This is a genomic window from Silvibacterium sp. (genome assembly GCF_047605705.1).
GTDB lineage: Bacteria > Acidobacteriota > Terriglobia > Terriglobales > Acidobacteriaceae > Silvibacterium.
On the sequence record NZ_JASGFD010000022.1, the window covers coordinates 33,117 to 56,630 of the forward strand.

A 23,514-nucleotide genomic window follows, 5' to 3' on the forward strand; every position below is an offset into this window, starting at 1 on the left:
ACCGCGACCAACAGGAGTGGAGGCCGAAGGCCAGACGGCCAGTCCACGAATGCGATTCGCCCTGAGCGCAACAGCTAACGCGTCTCGACGCCGATGACGCGGAGTTCGGGGTACTGCTGGTTCCAGCTGTCCGGCACGTGGTCGAAGATGAGATGGAACTCCCGCGTCTCGCCCGGCTTGATCGGCGCGGCCGACACCGGCTCGGTGTCCACGTAGGGTTCGCGCATGCGGACCAGGTTCAGCGGCATCGTGCTCTTCTGCGCCAGCACGTTGGTGAAGTCCTTGAACGCCACCTGCACCGTCACCGCGGTCACCGTCTTCGCGCCCGTGTTCGCGATGTTGCCATCGATGTAGGTCAGCTGCGCGCCCGCCATATTCGAGGTCTGGCTCATCTTTACGTCGCTGATCTTCAGGCTCGCCGCGTAGGGGTCTGGAGCCGCGAGACCGGCTCCGCCAGGGTTCGCAGGCTGCGCATGATGGCTCACCACCAGCAGGCCGCCCACCACCAGTACGATCAGCACACCGGCAATGATCCAGGGCAAAGGAGAGCGTGGCTCCTTCGCGGCCTGATCCACGGGGCTGAGAAAGCTGTTCTTTACGTCGGACTGGGGCTTCGATTCACCGGTGGCCATCAGCGTGATTTTACCGCGCCCGCTTCACCGGATGCAGCGCCCGGCATCGATCCAGATTCAGATTTGGGCACAGATTCGGGCTTAGACCGGGGCTCACAGGAGGGCGACCCACCGGTAACCACTTTGCAAATTGTTGACTTCTGTCAACGAATTGCGCATCGAAACCGTCGCACAATACATCAAAGCAGAAGCTCCTTTTGCAATTCTTTTCCAGGCCATAACTCTGACGTAAGTGTCTTCAGGCAGCACCAGAAAATGAGAAAGCTTCGCCATTCATCCACGTCGGCTCTGCGTGCTCCGCGCTCCTCGCGCGACACGGCCGATTACATCTACCAGGCCGCCACGGTCGCGGCTGCACTGCTCCTGCTGCTCAGCTCCGCGCTCTAACGCGAAGCCCGGCGCAGACTCCCTACAACTCCATCGCATATTGCAGGCTGCCATCCGGCTCGCCCGCACGCGGCTCGCGCGTCAGATCGAAGACCAGCCGCTCCAGCACCAGGGACTTATCCGGCGGCTGCGAGCGCAATTCTAGATCGGCACGCGCGATCAGCCGCAGCGCACGCGTGATCTCGCGGCTCGACTTGTAGCGCCGCGCCTGCTTGATCAGGTCTTCGGCCGCGAAGGGCGGCATGCGGAATCCCTGCCACAGCGCCTGCCAGATCGTACGGGAATCGCGCACCCGCTTCTCGAGGATCACCAACATCTGGCGGAAGGTTCTGGCCAGCATGTAGAGGTGCCCGATCGCCGAATCCTCACCACCGTCCGAAGCATTGAGCAGCCCATGCAGCAGCTTGAGCGCACGCGCCGTGTCGCGCTGCGAGATCGCGTCCGTCAGCTCGTAGAGCGAGCGCTGTTTGGCGGCGAGCACCATCGTTTCCACATCGCCCAGCGTTACCAGCTTCTTTTCGCCGGCAAAAAGCACCAGCTTGTTCCATTCGCTGGCGATCAACATCATGTCCGCGCCCAGCGCGTCCGCCAGCTCACGGGCCGCATCGGACTCGAAACGCACCCCGGCCCGCTCACTCTCGCCGAGAATCCACTTCAGCGCGTCCGCCTCGTCCACACGCGCCAGCTCGATCACGCCGCACCAGTCGCCCAGTGTCTCGCGGATGCGGTCGTAGCGCGTCTTGTCTTCCATGTCCATGCGCCGGGGATCGGACGGGATGCGCAGATGGTCGGCCACAAACAGTACGAGACTTTGCGGGTTCGGCGCGCGGAAATAATCCTCGATCGCCGCGAACTCGTCCTTCTTCGATCCGCGCGTGTAAAGGTGCTTGAGCCCGCGCACGAAAAACACCTGGAACGGGGCCATCAGCGACGAGGTCCGCGCCCGATCCAGCACCTCGAAGATGTTCACTTCCGCGAGATCGAGATCGGAGAGGCAGAAGTCCCGCATTTCCGCAGGCACAAACTCTCGCAGCACTGCCTGACGGCAGCGCTCATAGAGAAAAATCTCGTCTCCGGCCAGCACGTAGCCCGGCCGCAGACGGTTTTCCTTCACTTCAGCTAAAAATCGGTCGGTCGCCGCAAATCCCGCGCCCATTACAAGCGCTCCTTTGCCGGCGCCGGATTGGAATCAAGGCGCATCAGAAGGATTCCAGAATATCGGAGACCATCGCCTGCGCAAAGTCCCTCGAAAGCCTCTGGATCGCCGCCGGGTCCTCCTGGATGAACGTCACCAGGTCATCCGAGGTCTCATACTGCTGCCGGAAGAGGTAGGTCGAGTTCTGGTAGAGCACGCGGTGATTGCGGTCGGTCAGCACGATCTTGGCGCGCACCGTCACCTCGAAGCTCGACGACTGGCCGGTCTCCGAGTTGTAGGTCAGCGGCACCACCGAGAAGGCAGTGATCGTGCCGGTCAGCGTGGCATCCGTATCGGCATTGCTTGCCGGCGTAACCCGGTAGGAGGTGCGGCTGGTCAGCTCCTTGATGGTGGCCTGCGTAAACTGCACCTCCACGTGGTACGACTGGGAGGCGTTGACGAAGATCGGCACAGCCAGCGTGCGGACATTCGAAGGCAGGTGACTCGCCTGGCCGGCCGTGTGATAACCGCAGCCAGTGAGTCCGATCAACAGGCAGGAGAAGACAGCGAACACGAAACGCATGCTCTTTTATTGTCTCAGGGACCGGGGCTGCGCGGCGCATGGAAGCAGCCTCACTGGCCAAAAGATCGCGGCGTGAGCGCTCACGCCGGGGGACCCCCTCCAGACGATCGTTCCGCTGCCATCCTCTCAATCCGCCGTTGTTGGATCGATGATTGCATGCACCCGCGAGACCCGATTGGCCGGGAAACCGCCCCGCTGCGCATGCTCCCGCACCAGCGCCTCGTCCGGCGCGATGTAGACACAGTAGATCTTGTCGGCGGTCACGAAACTCTCCACCCACTGCACCTGCGGCCCAAGCTCGCGCAGAACCCCGCAGGATGTTTGCGACACAGCACGCAACTGATCCCGGCTCAGCTCCCCGGCTCCGGGGATCTCCCGCTCGATGATGAATTTCGGCATGCAACACTCGCACGCGGCATCGTTTCAGCAGTGCCATCCGGCCGCGGAGAGCACTTTACGCCGGAATGCTGCGGCAGGCAAAGCATCCTCCCACCCCATGACGGGACGCCCATGTCTCGCTGCTGGGACATGGGGGCGCACATCCAGGCTGCATCGACATATTCTGCATGCCTGCTTTTTTGCAGGATTTTTCAAAAGAAATTTGTCATTCCGACCGAAGCGAGACAGTTTGCTGGCTCGCGCAGTGGAGGAACCTGCGGTTTAGCCAGCCTATTCGAGAATGCCCTGAAGCCGGCAGCCTCACTGCAGGTTCCTCCACTGCGCTCCCTGCGGTCGCTTCGGTTGGAATGACAACTTCGAGGTGAGAAATAGAGCCGCCAAACAATATGTCGATGCGACCTACCGAGGCATCAACCGGAAGAACAGCGCCTGCTTTGCCACCGGCTCGACCTTCGCCTCGAGAGTGGCCATCTGCGCCTGGCTCAGCGGTGTAAACGCACGCGCAAGCTCGGCGCACTCTTCCACCTGCGCCACAGAGTCGCACCCAATGATCGCTGTGCTGAGCGGCAGCGAGAGGTTGTAAAAGAATGTCTCGCGCTTGCTGAGCGTGCCCGGCGTCGTCGCGATCGCGCCCGTACCCTCCCAGGAACGCTTCTGCTCCTCTATTGGCGGGGGCGTCCAGCTCGACAGGATGCGCCCGCGTGCCATCACCTTCATGCCGATCACACCCATCTGCTTTTCCACCGCCAGCGGCAGCAGGTCTTTGGCAAAGGGATAGTGGTACCGGTCAGCGGCGTTCACACCAAACAGAACCGTATCGAACGGAAAGCGGCGGATGCATTCCATGAGCGCTTCGGGGCGGAAGCGACCGGTCACGCCGAGGTTCCGCACGATTTTCTGCTCCCGGGCCTCGATGAGCGCCTCGAGCGCGCCGCCCTTGCCGAAGATCTGGTCGACGTCTTCCTGTATGCCGACGTCGTGCAGCTGCCAGGAGTCGACATAATCGGTATTGAGCAGCTTCAGCGAGAGCTCGATATTCTTCAGCGCGGCATCACGCGTCCGCTCCTTCGTCTTGGTCGCGAGAAAGACCTTCTCCCGGCTGCCCTTCAGGCCTTTTCCGAGATATTGCTCGCTCCACCGGTCGGGTCCACCATAAATCGCCGATGTGTCGAAGTAGTTGACACCCAGCTCGAGCGCTCGCTGGATGATCGGCACCGCGACCGCCTCGTTGTTGATCTTCTCCAGCGCGCCCTGTCCACCAAGGCCGAAGATCGCCACCCGCGCGCCCGTCCTGCCCAGGTTGCGCGTGGGCATCAGGCCCTGCACCGGCTCATCTGCCCTCAGCGGATCAGCATTGCCCGGGCGAGTATCGGCAAGCGCGGCGGAGGCAGACAGTCCGGCAGCGATGGAGGCTCCGGTCTTCAGAAATGTACGGCGATTCGAGCGGACGGCATCGGGCAGCGGTTCAGTTGGTTTCATCGGATCTCCAGCGTCGCCCGCAAGTATATGCGTTGCATCACACGGTTCGCTTGGCACGCATTTTACCGCTCTACATATAACGCATTACGTTATATGACTGCCGTATGATCCGGTCTTTCAAAGATGCCGATACGCTCGAGCTCTTTGAAAAGGGCAGGAACCGCAGGTTCGCCAATTTCGGCGGCATTGCAGGCCGGAAGCTACTCATGATCGAGGCAGCCGTGCAACTGGCCGACCTCAGGATTCCTCCGAACAACCGGCTCGAAGCTCTCAAGGGGAAGCGCAAGGGACAGCACAGCATTCGCATCAACGATCAATATCGCGTGTGTTTCATCTGGAAGGAAGATGGAGCGCACAACGTTGAGATCGTCGACGATCACGACGAGTAACCGATTACGGCACCGCATTTGGGGGTAGGGACATGGCGATCAAGCGCCCGGAAAAGGGTTGGAATGTCGATCACGTCACGGAACACCCGGGAGTGATTCTCAACGAGGAATTTCTCCAGCCCATGGGCCTCTCGCAACACGCCCTGGCGATGAAGATTCATGTGCCTGCGACTCGAATCGGTGAGATCGTGAAGGGCCGCCGCGCGATAACCCCCGAAACCGCCATCCGCCTGGCATTGTTTTTCGGAACCAGCCCGGAGTTCTGGCTGAACCTGCAACAGATGCACGATCTCTCCAAGGTGCGCTCCGAGCGACTGAAAGAGATCGAGCGCGAAGTGATGCCCGGCGGAATGCTGGCAACCGCAGCTTCGGCGAAGTAAAGAGGTTCGAAGAATCTCACTGTGGCCCATGCAAGCCCGCTCGTAGCCTGAGGGGCAGGCACAGAAGCCAGAGAATCCATTCCCTCCCAGCCGACTCCTCCCTGCCGGGAGAAAGGCAGACCTCTCAAGTCGCTTCGCTCTTTTGGGATGACAGAGCGTTGGCGAAACAAAAAGCCCGGCCTTTCGGCCGGGCTTTTGGGGGTTGCGGTGGGGTTCGTTTATGCGGGCGAGGGGCTGCCTTCCGGGAAGCTCGAGCCACGGCCCGGCTCCGGACGGAGCACCTGCTGCGTATCGCCGCTCGGGGCGCCAGCACCGCCGCTCGGCTTCACCGGGGGCAGATCCTGGCCGTCGACGATCAGGCGGATCTCGTTCGCATCCAGAGTCTCACGCTCGAGCAGAGCGTTCGACATCTTGTGCATCTTGTCGTGGTTGCCGTCGAGGATCGCGTAAGCCGAACGATAAGCTTCGTCCACCAGGCTGCGGACTTCGCCGTCGATCTGCCGCGCCGTCTCTTCCGAGAAGTCACGGTGCTGTGCGATCTCGCGGCCGAGGAAGATCTGCTCTTCCTTCTTGCCGAAGGTCAGCGGACCGAGGCGGCTCATGCCGTACTCGCAGACCATCTTGCGGGCCATTTCCGTGGCGCGCTCGATGTCGTTGCCGGCGCCGGTCGTCATCTGCTTGAGGAAGATCTCTTCCGCGATACGGCCGCCCATGAGGATGGCCAGCTGCGTCTCGAGATAGTCCTTGGTGACGGTGTGCTTGTCGTCTTCCGGCAGCTGCATCGTCACACCCAGCGCCATGCCGCGCGGGATGATGGTGACCTTGTGCAGCGGATCGGCGTGATCGCGCATGGCGGCGACGATCGCGTGACCGGCCTCGTGATACGCCGTGACCCGCTTCTCCTCATCGGAGAGCAGCATCGAGCGGCGCTCGGCGCCCATCAGGACCTTGTCCTTGGCGTGCTCGAAGTCGAGCATGGCCACGGCCTTGCGGTTCTGGCGGGCGGCGTTGAGGGCAGCCTCGTTCACCATGTTGGCCAGGTCGGCGCCGGAGAAGCCCGGTGTGCCGCGAGCCATGACGCGGAGATCGACGTCCTCGGAGAGCGGAACCTTCTTGGCGTGCACGCGGAGAACCTCTTCGCGGCCACGGACATCGGGACGGCCGACGATCACGCGGCGGTCGAAGCGGCCCGGGCGCAGCAGCGCAGGATCGAGCACGTCCGGACGATTGGTCGCGGCGACGAGGATGACACCGTCGTTCGACTCGAAGCCGTCCATCTCGACCAGCAGCTGGTTGAGGGTCTGCTCACGCTCATCGTGTCCACCGCCGAGACCGGCGCCGCGATGGCGGCCGACCGCGTCGATTTCATCGATGAAGATGATGCAGGGAGCATTCTTCTTGCCCTGTTCGAAGAGGTCGCGGACGCGGCTTGCGCCGACACCGACGAACATTTCGACGAAGTCCGAACCCGAGATCGAGAAGAAGGGCACATTGGCCTCGCCGGCGACGGCGCGCGCCAGCAGGGTCTTGCCGGTTCCCGGAGGTCCGACGAGCAGCACACCCTTGGGGATGCGGCCGCCCAGACGCTGGAACTTCTGCGCCTCGCGCAGGAATTCGATGATCTCCTTCAGCTCTTCCTTGGCCTCGTCGACACCGGCCACGTCCTTAAAGGTGATCTTCTTTTGCTGCATCGAGAGCAGGCGCGCCCGGCTCTTGCCGAACGACAGCGCCTTGTTTCCGCCCGACTGCATCTGGCGGATCATGAAGAACCACAGCGCGCCGATGACGATGACCGGCGAGAACTGGATGAGGATGCTCCACCACGCGCTGCCCTGGTTATCCCGGATGCTGACCTTCACATGGTTCTGGTCCAGGATGTCGTACAGGTGCGAGTAATTCAGCGGAATCGTGGTGTGGAAGCTGCCGCTCTTATCGCCTGCAAGCTTGCCGTGCGCCTCGTTGCCAGTAATGGTCAGGTCTGTGATCTGCCCGTGCTGAGCATCCTGAAGAAACTCGGAGAAGGCAATTTCCGTGTCCGCGCCATGACCGGTGCTCCGCTGGAAGACCTGCCACAGGACCACCAGGCACGCAAAGATGAAGACCCAGAAAATGATCTGCTTGACCGTTGAATTCACGAAGAAACCTCATTTCTCATGCGGCGAAAAAGCGAAACGAGAGAAGTCAGATGCAGATTTCCCTGCCCGGGAAACCCGTCAGCTGCCTCTCCGTCTTCTCCATTCGACGCCCTAAGCGGCAAGGAAGTAGCGCAGGCGACAAATGTATTTGCAGTGGTATGAATCGCCAGGTCCGCGGACTCCCTCGTCACTTGCCCTAGATTCTACTCCTTCATTTCGGCTGTCTTCGCATGCAATTCGCGTTCCGGCCGGAAATGCGGCATTCCAGCCGGTCTCCTTCGGCTTGCGATGACCTTTCAGAGCCTCGGGTGAAGGATTGAACTTATTGAAAATAAATCTATTTCGGCCGATTACCGCCGTCAGTTCGTCCGCACATACAGCCGGTAGCCGATCGATCTCTGCTCGAACATCGGAAACTCCCGCTCCGCGTACAGCCGGTAGTGCTCGCCGAGATAGGCCTGGAACTGCGGCCACAGCGCCAGCTTGTCGTAGCTGAAGCGGTCGCTCGGGTAGAGCCCCACCGTCACCACCATCACCTTGGGCGGATTCTGCTCCATCTGCGCCCAGAAACGCTGCTGACTTTCCGTCACCACCGGGCTCGGGCGACGATTGAAGACGAAGTAGTCATAGGCCAGGCCAGTTGCCTGGACCAGCTGCATCCGGTAGAGCACCGTGTCGCATTCGGCCGAGGTGGCCAGGCATTGCACATGTCCGGAGAGCCCCGCGCCACCCAGCGCCTGCAGATCTGCCGTCAGCCCGTGCTCATAATCCTCGGACCAGGGCCGCTTCGCCGCCGTGTGCGCATAGAGCGGAGCCAGCACTACGCCATAGCCGACCGCAACGACCGCCAGCCACCGGACGAATCCCTGCCGGCGCATGGCGCGAAAGAAGATGATCCCGCACCACAGCAGCGTGAAGGCGATCATCGGATAGCGGTGATACGGCGTCCCCTTCTGCTGGTAGAAGTACGAAAACACGCCGAAGGCAATGCCGGTCAGCAGCAGCCGGTCCTCCCAGCTTTGCCACGCACGCAGCGCAAGGGTCAGCACCAGGGCCAGCACCGACAACGTCAGGAACGACGAGGTCGAGCAGTTCTGCAGCATCCAGTGCAGATCGAAATCTCCAAGATGCGCGTAAAACGGCAGCATCTCGTGCTCCTCGCGCAGGAAGAGCCCAAGCACGCCCTCGTGCACCAGGAACTCTCCGACGATCGCAAACGCGACTGCCATCCCCGTCAGCCCGGCTACCAGCGGCTTCCACAAGGGTTTCTGTTCGCGCCGGAAGGCCAGCGCTCCAACCACCACCAGCAGCAGGGCCATCGGCAATGGAATCGGTTTGATCGTCGCTGCATACCCGGCACACAACCCGGCAAAGAACATCGGCCAGGCGCGCCCGCGCCTGAGCACGGAAAAGACGGCAGCGTAGGACACAAGCAGCAGGGCGGCAATCACCAGATCGCGCTCACCCGTCTCCCCCATGCCGTCACGGCCATGGAAGAGCGCGAAAAGCACCGCGCTGAAGATGCCGGACGCACGGCTGTAGGGCCACGCAATCGCCACCATCGCGCCACCGATCCCCAGCATCAGCAGCACATCGAAGATGCGCCACGCCAGCGCACTCCAGCCCAGGGTCCCCAGAACCGCGAAGTGCACGAGGTAGGTGCCGGGCATGTTCATCTCGATGATGTCCCGGTAGGGCTTCATCCCATGCTTCATCAGGAAGATGAGATAGCTCAGTTGCGGAGCGTCGTTGACCAGAGCCCAATGCCAGGTCTTGTCGACGAAGTAGCCGAACCAGAACAGCAGGAACAGGCACATCGCGGTCAGCACCGCGCGACGGATCGCCTCCGGGCGAGAGGCGGTCATCGACGGCGCCGCGCCTGCGGGGAGCGGAAAGGAATTCGAAGTCGTAGCCAATTGCTCGCCTGGGGTTTACGAAAGGTAACAGTGTTCCGGGATCGAGTGGGTGGTCAGCCGTTCCTTCGGCTCGTCCTCCAGAAAGGACGGGTTGCTCAGCCCCATCTTCTTGAGGCGATAGTCCAACGCCGTCCGCATCACACCGCAGCCGTAAATCACGCTGCGCCGGAAGTTGATCGACGAAGCCTCAGGAAAGTAGCGCGTCGGGCAGGAGATTTCCCCCACGCGGAAGCCGAAATAGAAGGCCTGCGCGATCATCTGGTTGTCGAAGACGAAATCGTCCGAGCAGCTCAGCAGCGGCAGCCGCTCCAGTACCCTGCGGCTCCAGGCGCGATAGCCCGTGTGATACTCCGAAAGCTTCTGCCCCATCAGCAGATTCTGCGCCAGGGTAAGCGCACGGTTCGAAACATACTTGTAGAGCGGCATACCGCCCTTGAGCGCTCCGTTGCCAAGGATGCGCGAACCGAAGGCGCAGTCATACTCCCCGCTGGCGATAAGGCCGGCCATCGCGCCTACCAGGCCCGGCGCGTACTGATAATCCGGATGGAGCATCACGACGATGTCGGCGTCCGAAGCGAGCGCCGCCGTATAGCAGGTCTTCTGATTGCCGCCGTAGCCGCGATTTTTGTCATGGCGGATGGTCTTGATACCAAGACGCACCGCCAGCTCGCAGGTATTGTCCGAGCTCGCGTCGTCGGTGAGGATCAACTCATCCACCACGCCGGGCGGGAGTTCACGCACGGTGCGTTCCAGGGTGAGTCCCGCGTTATAGGCTGGCAGGACGACAGCAACACGCTGCTGATGAATCATCCACGCTCCAATTCATTCCAAGGTCTTAAATTCGGCCGGTGTTCCCCGGCTATGATTCTCTACCTATGACTGACGGAAGCAGCGGGAATTTGTTGCATCTTCTGGATGGTCGTAGAGGTTATTTCCTAATAGATGCAAAAGGATAGCGTTTCCAACGGTCGAGCTGCTGAAAAATCGGGCCGAAGACGAAAACGCCACGCGCGGACGAAAAACAGGTGCCCACCTCCCGTTGTGGGAAGCGGGCACCCTGTGTATTCGCTATTCTCCAGCGCCCATTCCAGCCGGAGTTGGCTTGAATGGGGTGGCACAAAGTCCTGCACCACGGCGATCCTGGCTACTTGCCCTGTTCCGCTTCCACGATGGCGATGCTCTCCTCGAAGATGTCGAGGGCGATCGTCGCCTCGTGCTCGTTGAGCACGAGCGGGGGAGCCAGGCGGATCGAGGTCTCGCCGCAGCCCAGGATCAGCAGTCCGCGCTCGAAGGCCAGCTCGACAATGCGGTCGCGCCATGCCCCGGCAACTTCCTTCGAGTGCTGATTCTTCACGATTTCGACGCCGATCATCAGGCCGCGTCCGCGCACATCGCCCACAATGCCGTATTTCGACGTCCACGTCCGCAGGCGCTCCAGCATCAGGTTGCCGATCTTCTCTGCGTTCGCAATCGCCTCGCGGTCAAGGATGTCCATCGTCGCCAGCGCCGCGGCAATCGCCACGGGATTGCCGCCGAATGTCGATGCGTGCGAACCCGGCTTCCAGTCCATCACATGCGCCTTCGTCATGCAGATGCCGAGCGGCATACCCGAGGCAATGCCCTTCGCCGAGCAGACGATATCCGGCTCCACGCCGGTGTGCTGGATGGCCCACCACTTGCCCGTGCGGCCCGCGCCGGACTGCACTTCATCCGCCACCAGCAGGATGCCGTACTTGTCGCAGATGCGGCGGAGTTCCTGCATGAAGATCGTCGGCGCAACAACGTAACCGCCCTCACCCTGGATCGGTTCGATGAAGATCGCGGCGACTTCCTCGGGCGGCAGCGTGGTCTTGAAAAGGCGGTCTTCGATGTAGCGTGCGCATTCGAGCGCGAAGGCGTCCTTCTCTTCCTGCGAATCGCCGCAGCCGCGGTACTCATAGGGATAACGCACGTGCGTCACGCCCGGCACCAGCGGAGCGAAACGGCGGCGCTGCTGCGGCTTTGAGGCGGTGAGCGAAAGAGCGCCCATGGTGCGTCCGTGAAATGCGCCGAAGAAGGCGATCACATGCTGGCGGCCGGTGTGGTAACGCGCGATCTTGAGCGCGCATTCGACCGCTTCCGCGCCGGAGTTGCCGTAGTAGAAGCGATGCGGCCCCTTCATCGGCGCAATCGCCGAGAGGCGCTCGGAGATGGTGACCAGCGATTCGTAGTAGAAGTCGGTCCCCGACATGTGGATGAGCTCAGCGGCCTGATCCTGAATCGCTTTGACGACTTCGGGATGACAATGTCCGGTCGAGGTCACGGCGATGCCGGCCGCGAAGTCGAGGAACTCGTTGCCGTCCACGTCTTCCACGCGGATGCCGCGGCCGCGCTTCGCCACCATGGGATAGGAGCGTGTGTAGCTGGGCGAGATCAGCCGGTCATCGTCGGCCACGATGCGCTGCGCGTTCGGGCCGGGCAGCGGGGTCACCAGCTTGGGCCCGTACTGGGCGCGGATGTCGGCGCTGGCTGTCTGCTGCGTCATGCTGGCTGTCGAGGTGCTCATAGCTACGTCTCTCCTTGATCCCGCAGAGTCCCCTACGGGATGATCTGGGGCCCGAATCACCGTGTGACTGGGCGCATTGCCGGAATATTTCGTTGTATGAGAGAGGGTCTTCTTCCGGTCGCCGGGCGCTCGCGTGGGAGCGTCTCTGCAAAGAGCGCAGCGGCGGGCAGCGGCGACTAGTCGCTGCCGAAGAGGCTAGGTCGCGTGCTGGTAGGCAGAACGCGCAGATGCTTCAGGACACGCAGGTGCTTGCGGGGGGAAATCGCGCGCGCATAGGCCCGGCTCCAGCGACGAGTGCTGGCGAAGATCACCGGATTGGCCGCGGACATCTGCATGGCTGGCGTTTGCCAGAGCATAGCACAGGACTGCTACTGCGCGTAGAGCGATCCGCCTTCGGCTTCCGCTCCCTTTGGTCGCGGGCGAGGCTTTTGCCGGGTGCCCCACGGTGGCCCATGCAAGCCTTCTGTTGGCTTGAGTGGGGAAACACAGAAGCTGCTCACCACGAAGAAATCCTGTCCCTCCCGCCCAAGCGAAGGTTGGACGGCGAAGGTTGGACGGGGCGCCCGGATCCTCACTTGTTCCTGAGAACCGCAGGTTCCTCCACTGCGCTCGCGTTGCTCGCTTCGGTCGGAATGACAGGTTGTTTTCTAAATCTCGAACTCCAGCCTCTTCGCCTCCGAGCAGAATCGCGACCAGAGAGAGCGGAGGCCGAAGGCGGCCTCTTCTCCGCAGAGCAGAGGCTAGTCTCTGGGAGCGATCCTGCTCGGCATGCCCAGCAGCGCCATGCGCAGATCGCGCGGATCGCGTCCCATCTCACGCAATGTGCGCAGGGCCAGCGAATTATGCCGCTTGGCAAGACGATTGCCATCCTTATCGCGGATGAGCGGGCAGTGGAACCAGCGTGGCGGTTTGAAACCCAGTGCTTCGTAGAGCAGGATCTGCCGCGCCGTCGACTTCAGCAGGTCTTCGCCGCGCACCACCTCGGTGATGCGCATGGCCGCGTCATCCACCACGCAGGCCAGCTGGTAGGAAGGCACATCGTCGCGCCGCCACACGAGAAAGTCGCCGAAGTCCTTGCCTGCGACATAGCGTTGCGGCCCGAGGTGGACGTCTTCGAACTCGATCGCGCGGCCATCGGGCACGCGAAAGCGCCAGTTCACGCCCGCGGGCTCGTCGTAGTGGCGCGGCGCTTCGTCCTGCCCCGGCAGGCCGGCCATCGCCAGCCCGGACATCACCGGCAGGGGGCGGCACGTGCCCGGATAGCGCGGCTCGTCGTCCTCCTCACCCTCATGCGGCGCGGAGATCGCGGCAAGATCCTTGCGCGAGCAACGGCAAGGATAGATCAACCCTGCATCGCGCAGCTTCCGCCACGCCTCAAGATAGAAAGCCCGCCGCCGGCTCTGGCTATACGGACGATAGCGTCCCCCTAGCTCCGGTCCCTCCTGCCAGTGCATGCCGAGCCAGTGCAGATCCTCGACCATCGCGGTGACAAACTCGGGCTTCGCCCGCTGCGTATCCAGATCCTCGTTGCGCAGCACCAGCACACCGCCCGCATCCTTCGCCCGCTGATACGCCGTGAGGAACGTGGCCGCGTGCCCCACATGCAGCAGGCCGGTGGGCGAGGGCGCGAGGCGTCCGCGGTAGGTGCGCTGTTTGTCGGCCAGGAGCGAGAGCGGATCTAGCATTCGGGGATTGAAGGGTAGCGGCGAAGCGAGAACACCCCGTTCGCCTGCTTATGCCTATTATCTCCTGCACCTGTCATTCCGACCGAAGCGTGAGAAGGACCTTCACTCCCACACTTAGGCCAACAGAAGGCTTGAATCGGCCACCGTGAGATCCTGCGAACCCGATCCTCGCTCTTTAAGTCGCGACCAGAGGGAGCGGAGGCCGAAGGCGGATCGCCCTGCGCGAAGCAGTTACTCGAATAAGTCCGGAATGTTTGTGAATGCGATGCGCGTGGGCGCGGCGGCCCGCGCCAGCAGCATGCTCGCTGGCATCAGCGTCGTGAGGCCGTACTTGTGATTGAGCGAGTCCATCGCCGTGGTCAGGCGCGTGCGCCGCGATTCTCCCTCAAGGTTTCCGAAGAGGTCGAGCGTGTGCAGATGGTCGGGCACCAGGTTCCCCAGTCCTACGCCCACGTAGAACGGCTTCCGGTGTCGTGCGTCCTTCGGACATCGCTCCCACAGCTTGCACAGCGCCTCCACCAGCGTCTGGCTGTCCTGGCATTCGACCACGGACATGCCCTGCGACCATCCCTCCTGCGGAATGCCGGAGTAGTGCAGCCGATGCGCTTCTTCTTTCGGGACCACGAACTTCACGGAGACGGAGATGCTCGTCGTCCACAGCCGCGCCGCGCGCAGACGCATTGCCGCCTTGTGCAGCAGCTTGTGCGCGACGGCATAGCAGCCCTCCGGGGTGCGCAGCGCGGGAGGCAGCACGTGGCTCTGGCTGATCGACTTCTGGTGCTCGAGCGCCGCATCCTGAAAGTCCTCGCCGCGCAGCCAGTGCCAAAGCTTTTCTCCCTGGATGCTGCCCCAGGCGTGGTTCATCTGCTCGCGGTCGAGCCGCAGTAACTGTTCCATGGTCCGGATGCCGGCCATGTGCAGCCGCTTCTCCATGCGAGCGCCCACGCCCGGCAGGTCGCGCAGCGAAAGATGTTCGAGCGCCGCAGGCAGCAGGTCCGGCGTGAGCGCAACCAGGCCATCCGGCTTCTCCATGTCGGACGCGATCTTCGCCAGGTAGCGATTCGGCGCGAGTCCGATCGAACAGCGCAGTGTCTCACCCACCTGCTCGCGAAGAACCTGCTTGATGCGCTTCGCCAGCGAGAGCGCTGCCCGCAGCGGCTGTTCGCGGCCGATCAGGCTCGACGCCATCTCATCGATCGAAAGCACCGCCGAGACCGGCACACACTGCTGCACCGCTTCGACGATGCGATTGTGATAGTCCACGTAGATTCCGTGCCGCGCTTCGACGAATTGAATGCCCGGGCACAGCCGCCGCGCCTCGGCTACCTGCGTGCCCGTCTTCACGCCGAAGGCCTTCGCTTCATAGCTCGCGGCGATCGCGCAGGTGGTATCGGCCATCACCGGCACTACTGCCACCGGCCGCCCGCGCAGCTCCGGCCGCATCTCCTGCTCGACCGAAGCAAAGTACGAATTCAGATCGAGAAAGAGCCAGCGTACGCGCGGCTCGCCCGCTGCCGCCGCGTCTGCGGAAGAGGAACCGGAGAGCGCGGAGTGGGCGGAATCAGGCATACATATATTTTCGCCTTTTATTCTCCCATACGCAAATCTTCTCGCGCCTTTCTTCGCCGGGTCGATATGTCAGGAGACGGGGCGACGGGATAGGCCAGCAGCGATCTACTCCGGAAGTTGTAGGACGCTGCGGCAAATTCCTACCGCTCTCGTCTAACACAGTGAGATGATGGGTCCACCCCCATCATCGCTGTTAGGAAACCATCCGGCCCCATTTGGATTCTTAATCAGCGGAGTCGCTCCTATGTGGTTCACTCGCATGCATGACATTCTGGGACACCTGACGCGGATCAGTGATTATCTTCCTGCGTTTCTGGTGACCATCGGCGTGGCAGTGCTCATCTGCTGCGCGGTCGGTTGCACCTGCAGTCCGTGCAAGGAAGAGGACGATCTCTTCCATCACGAGACACTGTAGTCGCCCGGCCCTCGCGCTTCCCCGCGCCCCCACGCTGTCGCCAATCCCTTGCCATCCGCAGTAACGTCCCCCGCGACATTCCTTTCTTGTAAATTTCATCCTGTAACTGCGCTCACCTTCACGCATCCAAACGACTTACACAGGGATATCTGCACCTGTATCCAGGCGTACGACTACACCGGGAGACAGATTCAGGTAAAGTGTTTCGCGTCCCCGGTCAGCAGTCCCGCCAGCCTGCAGTTCCGCATGCGGAGCCAGCGCTATCCGCGCCTGCTTCGCGAACCTCGTCGGTAGTTCTTCACCCCCGGAAGGTGACCCCGAATCATGACGAACGCCAGCACCAAGCGCACGACTCTCGCTCACAGCGAACGCAAAGCCCCGCATAACGCCACCGCCGCCGGCGCGACCTCGCCGCAACAGGTCATCACCGTCTCGGTCATCGTGCGCCGCAAGAATCCCCTTCACCTGCACGAGCTGAAGAAGCACCTCTCGCACCAGGAGTTCCTCGAGAACTACGCCGCCAACCCGGCCGACTTCGATCAGATCCGCCGCTTCGCCCACCAGCACGGTCTCAGCATCGACGAGTCTGCCTCGAGCCTCGCCCGCCGCACCGTCGTGCTGCGTGGCACTGCTGCTGCGCTCGAAAAGGCCTTCGGCGTAACGCTGCAGGATTACACCACCGCAACCGGCCACAAATTCCATGGATTTACCGGCACGCTTTCGCTGCCCGAAGAACACGCTTCCATCGTCGAAGCCGTCCTCGGCCTCGATGCCCGTCCGATTGCGAAGCCCCATATCCGCCGCCAGCCGCGTGGCGTGGCTCCTGCCGCGGCCGCGCAGAGCAGCTTCAATCCCAACCAGGTCGCCGCGCTCTATGGATTCCCCAGCGGCACCGGCGCCGGACAGACCGTCGGCATCATTGAACTGGGCGGCGGCTACAGCGCCTCCGGCCTCGACACCTACTTCAACAATCTCGGCATCACCCCACCCACTGTCGTCGCGGTCTCCGTCGACGGCGGCGCAAACACGACCGGTAGCGACGCCGACGGCGAGGTCGATCTCGATATCCAGGTGGTCGGCTCGATCGCCACCGGCGCGACGATCGCCGTCTACTTCACGACGAACACCGACCAGGGCTTCATCGATGCCATCACCACCGCCGTACACGACACGACCAACAAGCCATCGGTGATCTCGATCAGCTGGGGCGGTCCGGAGACCAGCTGGGCGCAGTCTTCGCTCACCGCGCTCGACGAAGCCTGCCAGTCGGCCGGAGCCCTCGGCGTCACCATCACTGTGGCGGCCGGCGACGGCGGTTCGGTGGACGGCACAAACTCGAATGTCGTCGACTTTCCCGCTTCGAGCCCGTATGTGCTGGCCTGCGGAGGCACGCGCATCACAGCCAGCAGCACTGCCATCACCAGCGAAGTGGTCTGGAATGACGGCTCAGAAGGCGGCTCGACCGGCGGCGGCGTCAGCACCGCCTTCTCTGTGCCCACGTGGCAGAGCGGCCTGAGCGCCACCACCGGCAGCGGCCAGGCCAGCGCGCTGACCGGCCGTGGCGTACCGGATGTCGCCGGCGATGCCTCGCCCGCATCCGGATATAACGTGCTCGTCGACGGTCAGCAGGTGGTGGTCGGCGGCACCAGCGCCGTTGCGCCGCTGTGGGCGGCATTGATCGCCATCGTCAATCAGCTCAAGGGCTCGAGCGTGGGCTTCGTGAACCCAACACTGTACGGCGCGGCCTCGGCCTTCAACGACATTACCTCGGGAAACAACGACATCTCCGGCGGCAACGGCGGCTACGAGGCCACCACCGGCTGGGATGCCTGCACCGGCCTCGGCTCGCCGAAGGGTGCAGCGATTGCCGCGGCGCTCGGCGTCACCGGAGGCAGTGGAAGCACAGACGGCGGAACATCCGGCGGTGGAACGACAACCGGTGGAGGTACGACCGGGGGTGGTGGCACTGGAACCAGCGGGACGGGCAATGGCGGGACTGGAACCGGCACGACGACGGGCTCCGGCAAACACCACCATCACCCCAAGCACGGCCATGAGGAAGGCGCTGCCTGAGAACAGGCGCCGGGTGCCCAGGTCTCGATTCTGAGACCTGGGACCAGCCTTTACCGTTCCAGCTCCGGCTTGCCCTTTTCATTCCAGCGCACGTATCCCATCGGGCGATCATGATCGTGAGTGAAGAGCACCAGCCACCGCTCCGGGATGGCGCGCGCGTAGAACCGCTTACGCTCCTCGATCACCCGCAGTGGATCGAGATCGTATCCCATGCCCCAGGTCACATCGAGATGCGCGCTGGTGGGAATCAGGTCCGAGATATAGCAGGCATGCTCGCCGCCTGACTCGATGTGTACGGCCATGGTCTGCGCCGTGTGTCCGGGAAAGCATTCAACCGAGATGCCCGGCACAATCTCCTGCGCCTGGCCTGGCTGCGCCTCAATGAGCGTCATCTGCCCGCTCTCAATCAGCGGATCATAGTTCGCGCTGATGTAGCTCACTGCATCGCGCTCAAGCTGACGATGCCCATGATCCACTTCGCCCTTGTGCGCGAAGTAGCGCGCGTTGGGGAAGGTCGGAACAACCTTCCCCGCATCGGTCAGCGTCGTGTTCCAGCCGCAGTGGTCGAAATGGAGATGCGTGTTGATCACCACGTCCACCTCTTCGAACCGGATGTTCGCCGCCGCGAAGGAGGAAGGCAGAAGCTGCTTCGCCTCGACGAAGCTTCGCTGCTTCTCGCTCATCTTGTTGCCGAGCCCCGTCTCGATCGCGACGACATGCTTGCCAGTGCGCACGACCACCGTGTTCAGCCCAAGCGTGATGCGGTTCTGCGCATCGGCCGGCATACGCTTCTCCCACAGCGTCTTCGGCACCACGCCGAACATCGCGCCGCCGTCGAGCTTGAACGCCCCATCGCTCAGCACCGTCAGCTCGAAGTCACCGAGCGCAGTGCGTGTGCGAATAAGGTCGTCAGGATGCGGCGCGATATGCATTGGAGCCTGCATCCTTACTGCTCCTGCTGCGGATGCATCACGTACTGCTCGAACTCCTGCAGCAGGCGCGTGTGATATTCGCCCTGCGCGGCAGGACCTGCGATCGAGTGCGTCTTGCGCGGGAAGATGTTGTAGTCGTATGGAATCCCCGCATCGATCAGCTTCTGGATGTACTGCACCGTGTTGCCCAGGTGCACATTGTCGTCCCCTGTTCCGTGGAAGATCACGATGTGTCCGCGCAGCTTCGCCGCCGAGTTCACATCCGAGTCGTCGCGATACGCCGCTTCATCCTGCGAAGGCAGCCCCATGTACCGCTCGGTATAAATCGAGTCGTAGAGGCGCCAATCCGTCACCGGCGCGCCGCTGCCGCCCGCGAGGAAGCGGTCCGAATGGCTCAGCGCGTAAAGCGTGAAGCTGCCACCCCAGCTCCATCCGAACCAGCCCATGCGATGCCCGTCGAGCTGCGGATATTTCGCCAGCACCTGATCCACCGACGCAAGCTGATCGGCCAGCTCTGCAGGTCCGAAGCTGTGATACGCCGCCTGCTCAAAGGCGCGTCCACGGCCGGCCATGCCGCGATTGTCCACGTGCATCACCGCAAAGCCATGTTCGGCCATCAGCTGATCGAAGTACCAGTTGCGGTTGCCGTACTTGTTCTTCGCCGTGCCCACGCCGGGCCCGCCATACGGGTTCACGATCAGCGGCACGCTCGCCGCAGACTTCTCACCCACCGGCAACTGCAGCGTGCCATAGAGCATCGTCTTGCCGTCGGCCGCGGTCAGCGTCAGCAGCACCGGAGGCACCAGGGTGTGTCCTGCGACCGGATGCGACTTCCAGAACGGCGTGCACTCGCCGGCGCCCGTGCAGTAGCTCACCACGGCGGGCGTCGTCAGCGTCGATGAGGTATCGATGAACGCGCCACCCTTCTGCGCAAACTCCGGCGCATGGAAGCCATCGGACTTCGTCACGCGGCGCTTGCCGGTGCCGTCCAGCTGCACCGCCCACACCTGCTGATCGCGCGGGTTGCCCTCGTTCGAGAGGTAGTAGATCGTTCCCTTCGCCTCGTCGACCGCCTTGATCTCGCCAACCTCGTACTCACCATGCTCGAGCTCGCCCGCGGGCTTGACGTCACTCCCCAGCGGATTGGCCGGATCGAATGTGTAACGGTAGATGTGCGTATAGCCATCCTGCCAGCCGGTGTTCAGGAACTGGTGATCGCCGACGAACGTGATGTCATAGGCAATGGTGAAGTACTTCGGCTCGGTTTCGGCCAGCACGCGCTTCACGCTGCCGCTGCGCGTGTCCGCAAAATACAGGTCGCGATGTTTATGGTCGCGCGTCAGCACCTCGACCCACACCACGTTCGCGCTCACCCAGCCAAAGCGCGGAATGTAGTCATTGTTCGCGCTCACCGGGATATTGAGCCACTGCGTCGCGCCGCCTTCGGCGCTCACCACGCCCACGCGCACACCGGGGTTTGGATCGCCCGGCTGCGGATAGCGCTGCTCGTCGACTGTCGCATGCACCGGGATCCAGTCGGTCAGCGGATATTCCGGCACCTTCGCCTCATCCATCTGCAGATACACAAGCTGTTTCGAATCCGGCGACCAGAAATAATTACTTCTCGTATCAAGTTCTTCGAGATAGACCCAGTCGATCTCGCCGTTCAGCAGCGTCGGTTCTTTCGTCGTGGTCAGCGCGACGGTCCCGCCGCCGCCCTTCACCGGCTGCACGTAGAGGTTGTGATCGCGCACGTAGGAAACCCGTGCGCCGTCCGGAGAAAACTTGGGATCGTCCCCGCTCTGCATGCCCGTGTTGCCGATGGTCGTGCCCTCGCCGCTTGCGAGATCGTAGTTCCACAACTCGCCGTCGGTATTGAACAGCATGTGTGTCGAATCGGGCGACCAGATGTAGTCCGGCTGGTTGTAGCGGCTGCGATGGTCGGCGTCCTTCTCACGCAGTTGCGCGTTCAGCAGGCGCGCAATTTTGCCCACCGGCACCAGCTTCGTCAGCTTGCCGTCCGCTGTGTCGATCTGCATCACGTCGCCGCTGTCGGCAAAGTAGGTTGCACGCTTCCCGTCCGGCGACCAGCTGATGTCCCCCGGCGCGTCGCCCGTCAGGTCATCGCTGCTGTAAATCTCCTTGATCGTCCAGGGATGATCCTTCTGCGGATGATCCGTCGGGGCAGAGCTCTGCGCTGCGAGAGGAAGCGTCAGCGCGAGAGAAGCGGATGCAGAAGCAAGCAGGGCAAGAGTCTGAAAGGAACGCAAAGCAACTCGCAAGATAACTCCAGGGCAGGAATTTCGCGATCCGGTTTTCCGCGCAGGGGCACGCAGCGGACCGCAAACGTTTGGCAAGGCCATTCTACCGGTCGGCCCGCGCTACGCGATCCCTGCTGGATCGACGAGCCCGCTTTGGACCGCCTCATCGCCACAAACCTGTCATCCCGACCGGAGCGAGACAGGTTTTTCGTCTCGCGCAGTGGAGAGATCCGCGGTTGTGCGCGAGCGAAAGAACCGCAGGTCCTTGTTTGACGCCGAGGCTGGCTCACCGCCGTCCGTTATAGACTGCTCTTCAGGTCATGAACGACGAACTGCTCTCACTGGTCCAGCTCCAGGAAACCGATCAGGCCATCGCAGCCCTGCGCACCGGGCTCGCGGCCCTGCCGCAGAAAATCGCAGCGCTCGAAGAAAAACTCGCGCGCCAGAAGACTGCCGTCGCCACGGCCGAACAGGCTCTCAAGGACGAGGACGCCGCGCGGCGCCGCATGGAGAGCGACCTCAAGGACCAGCAGCAGAAGATCGTGAAGTTCCGCGACCAGTCCTCGAGCGTCAAGACCAACGAGCAGTTCAAAGCGCTGCAGCATGAGATTGAATTCGCCGAGGCCGAGATCGTGAAGATCGAGGACCGCGAACTCGAAAGCATGGAGCGCTCCGAACAGCTGGAGCCGCAACTGGCGAAGTCGCGGCAGGAGTTCTCCGACCACAGCCGCGTGGTCGAGCTCGAGAAGGAAGCCGCGCAGGCCAGGACGGAAGAGCAGAAGCAGCGCCTCGAAGCGCTCGAGCGCGACCGCCAGCTCTACCGCTCGCAAATCACCGGTAGGAATGACGGCGACACCCGCCTCGCTACCTATGATCGCCTCACGAAGTCGAAGGGCACCGCGCTCGCCGCCGTCGAGAACCAGCGCTGCACGGCCTGCCAGATGGGCGTGCGCCCGCAGCTCTGGAATCAGATCCGCTCCGGCCAGCTGCTGCCCTGCGAAAGCTGCGGCCGCCTGCTGTATCACGACCGCGAAGAGGCCGCTCCGCCCGACGCCGCACCCGGCGCGCTGCGCAACAAAGCTCAGTAACGAACATCGAAGAAGCCCGCCACAGGGCTCGACAGGATGGGAACGCATGAAGCGTATCTGTATCGACATGGACGAGGTGCTGGCCGACACTCTCGCCGAACATATCGCCCGCTATAACCGCGATCACCAGGAAGCCATCACCAAGGGCGACCTTCGCGGCAAGTGGCTCTGGGATATCGTCTCCTCCGATCGCCATGAGCGCCTCGACGGCTACCTCCGCTCCGAGGATTTCTTCGAAGACCTGCCGGTGATCGAGGACAGCCAGCGCGTGGTGCGCGAACTGCTGAAGGATTACGAGGTCTTCATCGCCACCGCCGCCATGGAGTTCCCGAACTCCTTCGGACCGAAGTACCGCTGGCTCCGCCGCCACTTTCCTTTGCTGAACCCGCGTAACTTCGTCTTTTGCGGCGACAAGAGCATTCTCAATGCGGACTACCTCATCGACGATCAGCCGCTGCACTTCCGCCGCTTCCCGGGTGAGGGCATTCTCTACAGCGCGCCGCACAACCTGAACGTCTCCGGCTTTCGCCGCGTGGACAACTGGGCGCAGGTCGCCGCGCTGTTTGTGCCGCATCTCGTGCTGCAAAAATAGAAAGGGCGGACCGCGATGGTCCGCCCCTCCGTTTGATCCAGACTTGCAGCCGCTACACCCGCCGTGCTGCGCCTAACGGTTTCACCTGCATGATCTCGCGATCCAGCGGCCGGCCTGCCGGCGCCGTATTTCCGTTGGAATGCCCGTTCCCGCTCTTGCCATTCGCCACCGCCGCCGGACGCAACGTCGCCCCCTGCACCAGATGCTGCTGGTGCATGGTCACGATCAGCGCCACAGCCGGCTCCGATCCTGCACAGCGATAGGCATGCGGAGTGCTGGCGTCGAAATACACGCCATCGCCAGCCTCGAGCACGTGCGCCTTGTCGCCGTGGCGAATCTGCAACTCTCCCTGGAGCATGTAGAGGAACTCATAGCCCGGATGCACGTGCGGCCGGACCTCCTTGTCCTCCCGCAGCGGGATGAACTCCGCATAGTAGGGATCCATGTGCCGGTCCGGCACCATGTAGCCCAGGCTTTCAAAGTAATAGGTGGGGTCGTCCGTGCCCGTCTGCGGCAGGCGCACACGGTCCGTTTTCTTGTGAATCCGGAAGAGCGTGTGCGGCTCCGGCTCGAAGAAGTACGACAGGTCCTTGCTGAAGACCATCGCGATACGGGCAAGATTGCGGAGCGTCGGAACGACACGGCCGGTTTCGAGCTGCGAAAGAAAGCTCGCGGAAAGGCCAGTGTGCTTCCCCAGCTCCACCAGACCCATGGATTTCTTCAGGCGCAGCCGTTTGATACGCTCGCCAATCTTGCGTTCTGCGATAAAGGCTTCTGCGGTCTCCGGATCGATCGTCAGTTTGCTTTCTTCCTGCTTCATCGCCATATTTTGTATCCTCGCGGTTCGTTTGCGGGGGGCAAATTCCCATTTTGGTACTGGGATGCACCAAACTGCAAAAATGTTCTTCCGATCACAATG

The 23,514-nt window shown here is 62.5% G+C and carries 22 protein-coding genes; 7 read left to right on the forward strand and 15 right to left on the reverse strand.

Annotated features, from left to right (window positions below; genetic code table 11):
- Window positions 1-74: 74 nt before the first annotated feature.
- On the reverse strand, window positions 75-632 hold the full coding sequence (locus QM649_RS09930) for a DUF2393 family protein (protein ID WP_415198878.1): 558 nt from the start codon (window positions 630-632) through the stop codon (window positions 75-77).
- 255 nt (window positions 633-887) lie between these two features.
- Here QM649_RS09930 and QM649_RS09935 point away from each other — a divergent pair, with 255 nt between their 5' ends.
- Window positions 888-1,019, forward strand: a complete 132-nt coding sequence (locus tag QM649_RS09935) for a hypothetical protein (protein ID WP_415198879.1) — start codon at window positions 888-890, stop codon at window positions 1,017-1,019.
- A gap of 22 nt (window positions 1,020-1,041) precedes the next feature.
- Here QM649_RS09935 and holA read toward each other — a convergent pair whose 3' ends face one another.
- The 4 genes from holA to QM649_RS09955 form a co-directional block, all read right to left on the reverse strand.
- Window positions 1,042-2,175, reverse strand: a complete 1,134-nt coding sequence (holA, locus tag QM649_RS09940; RefSeq protein WP_415198880.1) for a DNA polymerase III subunit delta — start codon at window positions 2,173-2,175, stop codon at window positions 1,042-1,044.
- Between the two features lie 43 nt (window positions 2,176-2,218).
- Window positions 2,219-2,737 (reverse strand): LPS assembly lipoprotein LptE, encoded by a 519-nt coding sequence (gene lptE, locus QM649_RS09945; RefSeq protein WP_415198881.1) that lies wholly within the window; start codon window positions 2,735-2,737, stop codon window positions 2,219-2,221.
- A 126-nt stretch (window positions 2,738-2,863) separates the two neighbouring features.
- Window positions 2,864-3,136 (reverse strand): DUF4242 domain-containing protein, encoded by a 273-nt coding sequence (locus QM649_RS09950; RefSeq protein WP_415198882.1) that lies wholly within the window; start codon window positions 3,134-3,136, stop codon window positions 2,864-2,866.
- 399 nt (window positions 3,137-3,535) lie between these two features.
- Entirely contained in the window at window positions 3,536-4,615 is a 1,080-nt protein-coding gene (locus QM649_RS09955) for an aldo/keto reductase (protein ID WP_415198883.1), read from the reverse strand.
- Between the two features lie 104 nt (window positions 4,616-4,719).
- On the opposite strand from QM649_RS09955, the gene QM649_RS09960 reads away from it, so the two are divergent.
- Both QM649_RS09960 and QM649_RS09965 read left to right on the forward strand, forming a co-directional pair.
- A complete protein-coding gene (locus QM649_RS09960; protein WP_415198884.1) occupies window positions 4,720-5,004 on the forward strand; it encodes a type II toxin-antitoxin system RelE/ParE family toxin in 285 nt (94 codons plus the stop codon).
- Between the two features lie 32 nt (window positions 5,005-5,036).
- Complete coding sequence (locus QM649_RS09965; RefSeq protein ID WP_415198885.1) at window positions 5,037-5,384, forward strand: HigA family addiction module antitoxin; 348 nt, start codon at window positions 5,037-5,039, stop codon at window positions 5,382-5,384.
- Window positions 5,385-5,602: 218 nt separating this feature from the next.
- Here QM649_RS09965 and ftsH read toward each other — a convergent pair whose 3' ends face one another.
- From ftsH to QM649_RS10000, 7 genes are all read right to left on the reverse strand, one after another.
- On the reverse strand, window positions 5,603-7,519 hold the full coding sequence (gene ftsH, locus QM649_RS09970) for an ATP-dependent zinc metalloprotease FtsH (protein ID WP_415198886.1): 1,917 nt from the start codon (window positions 7,517-7,519) through the stop codon (window positions 5,603-5,605).
- 359 nt (window positions 7,520-7,878) lie between these two features.
- Window positions 7,879-9,384 (reverse strand): hypothetical protein, encoded by a 1,506-nt coding sequence (locus QM649_RS09975; protein ID WP_415198887.1) that lies wholly within the window; start codon window positions 9,382-9,384, stop codon window positions 7,879-7,881.
- Window positions 9,385-9,450: 66 nt separating this feature from the next.
- On the reverse strand, window positions 9,451-10,245 hold the full coding sequence (locus tag QM649_RS09980; RefSeq protein ID WP_415198888.1) for a glycosyltransferase family 2 protein: 795 nt from the start codon (window positions 10,243-10,245) through the stop codon (window positions 9,451-9,453).
- A 334-nt stretch (window positions 10,246-10,579) separates the two neighbouring features.
- On the reverse strand, window positions 10,580-11,980 hold the full coding sequence (locus QM649_RS09985; protein WP_415198889.1) for an acetyl ornithine aminotransferase family protein: 1,401 nt from the start codon (window positions 11,978-11,980) through the stop codon (window positions 10,580-10,582).
- A 176-nt stretch (window positions 11,981-12,156) separates the two neighbouring features.
- Window positions 12,157-12,336: a hypothetical protein gene (locus QM649_RS09990; protein ID WP_415198890.1), complete on the reverse strand. Its 180-nt coding sequence runs from the start codon at window positions 12,334-12,336 to the stop codon at window positions 12,157-12,159.
- Between the two features lie 384 nt (window positions 12,337-12,720).
- Window positions 12,721-13,665: a tRNA glutamyl-Q(34) synthetase GluQRS gene (gene gluQRS, locus QM649_RS09995; protein WP_415198891.1), complete on the reverse strand. Its 945-nt coding sequence runs from the start codon at window positions 13,663-13,665 to the stop codon at window positions 12,721-12,723.
- Window positions 13,666-13,896: 231 nt separating this feature from the next.
- Window positions 13,897-15,234, reverse strand: coding sequence for a DNA polymerase Y family protein (locus QM649_RS10000; protein ID WP_415198892.1), 1,338 nt, complete (start codon window positions 15,232-15,234; stop codon window positions 13,897-13,899).
- 244 nt (window positions 15,235-15,478) lie between these two features.
- Here QM649_RS10000 and QM649_RS10005 point away from each other — a divergent pair, with 244 nt between their 5' ends.
- Both QM649_RS10005 and QM649_RS10010 read left to right on the forward strand, forming a co-directional pair.
- Window positions 15,479-15,649, forward strand: coding sequence for a hypothetical protein (locus QM649_RS10005; protein WP_415198893.1), 171 nt, complete (start codon window positions 15,479-15,481; stop codon window positions 15,647-15,649).
- Window positions 15,650-15,973: 324 nt separating this feature from the next.
- Window positions 15,974-17,722: a S53 family peptidase gene (locus QM649_RS10010; RefSeq protein ID WP_415198894.1), complete on the forward strand. Its 1,749-nt coding sequence runs from the start codon at window positions 15,974-15,976 to the stop codon at window positions 17,720-17,722.
- Window positions 17,723-17,772: 50 nt separating this feature from the next.
- On the opposite strand, the gene QM649_RS10015 is transcribed toward QM649_RS10010, so the two are convergent.
- Entirely contained in the window at window positions 17,773-18,666 is an 894-nt protein-coding gene (locus tag QM649_RS10015; RefSeq protein ID WP_415198895.1) for an MBL fold metallo-hydrolase, read from the reverse strand.
- Between the two features lie 2 nt (window positions 18,667-18,668).
- The gene (locus QM649_RS10020; RefSeq protein WP_415198896.1) at window positions 18,669-20,936 is read right to left on the reverse strand and encodes a DPP IV N-terminal domain-containing protein; all 2,268 of its coding nucleotides are present in this window, start codon (window positions 20,934-20,936) and stop codon (window positions 18,669-18,671) included.
- 299 nt (window positions 20,937-21,235) lie between these two features.
- Between QM649_RS10020 and QM649_RS10025 the strand changes: the two genes are divergently transcribed.
- Complete coding sequence (locus tag QM649_RS10025; RefSeq protein ID WP_415198897.1) at window positions 21,236-22,003, forward strand: zinc ribbon domain-containing protein; 768 nt, start codon at window positions 21,236-21,238, stop codon at window positions 22,001-22,003.
- A gap of 46 nt (window positions 22,004-22,049) precedes the next feature.
- Entirely contained in the window at window positions 22,050-22,595 is a 546-nt protein-coding gene (locus QM649_RS10030) for a 5' nucleotidase, NT5C type (RefSeq protein WP_415198898.1), read from the forward strand.
- A gap of 52 nt (window positions 22,596-22,647) precedes the next feature.
- Here QM649_RS10030 and QM649_RS10035 read toward each other — a convergent pair whose 3' ends face one another.
- A complete protein-coding gene (locus QM649_RS10035) occupies window positions 22,648-23,421 on the reverse strand; it encodes a helix-turn-helix domain-containing protein (protein WP_415198899.1) in 774 nt (257 codons plus the stop codon).
- Window positions 23,422-23,514 lie beyond the last annotated feature (93 nt).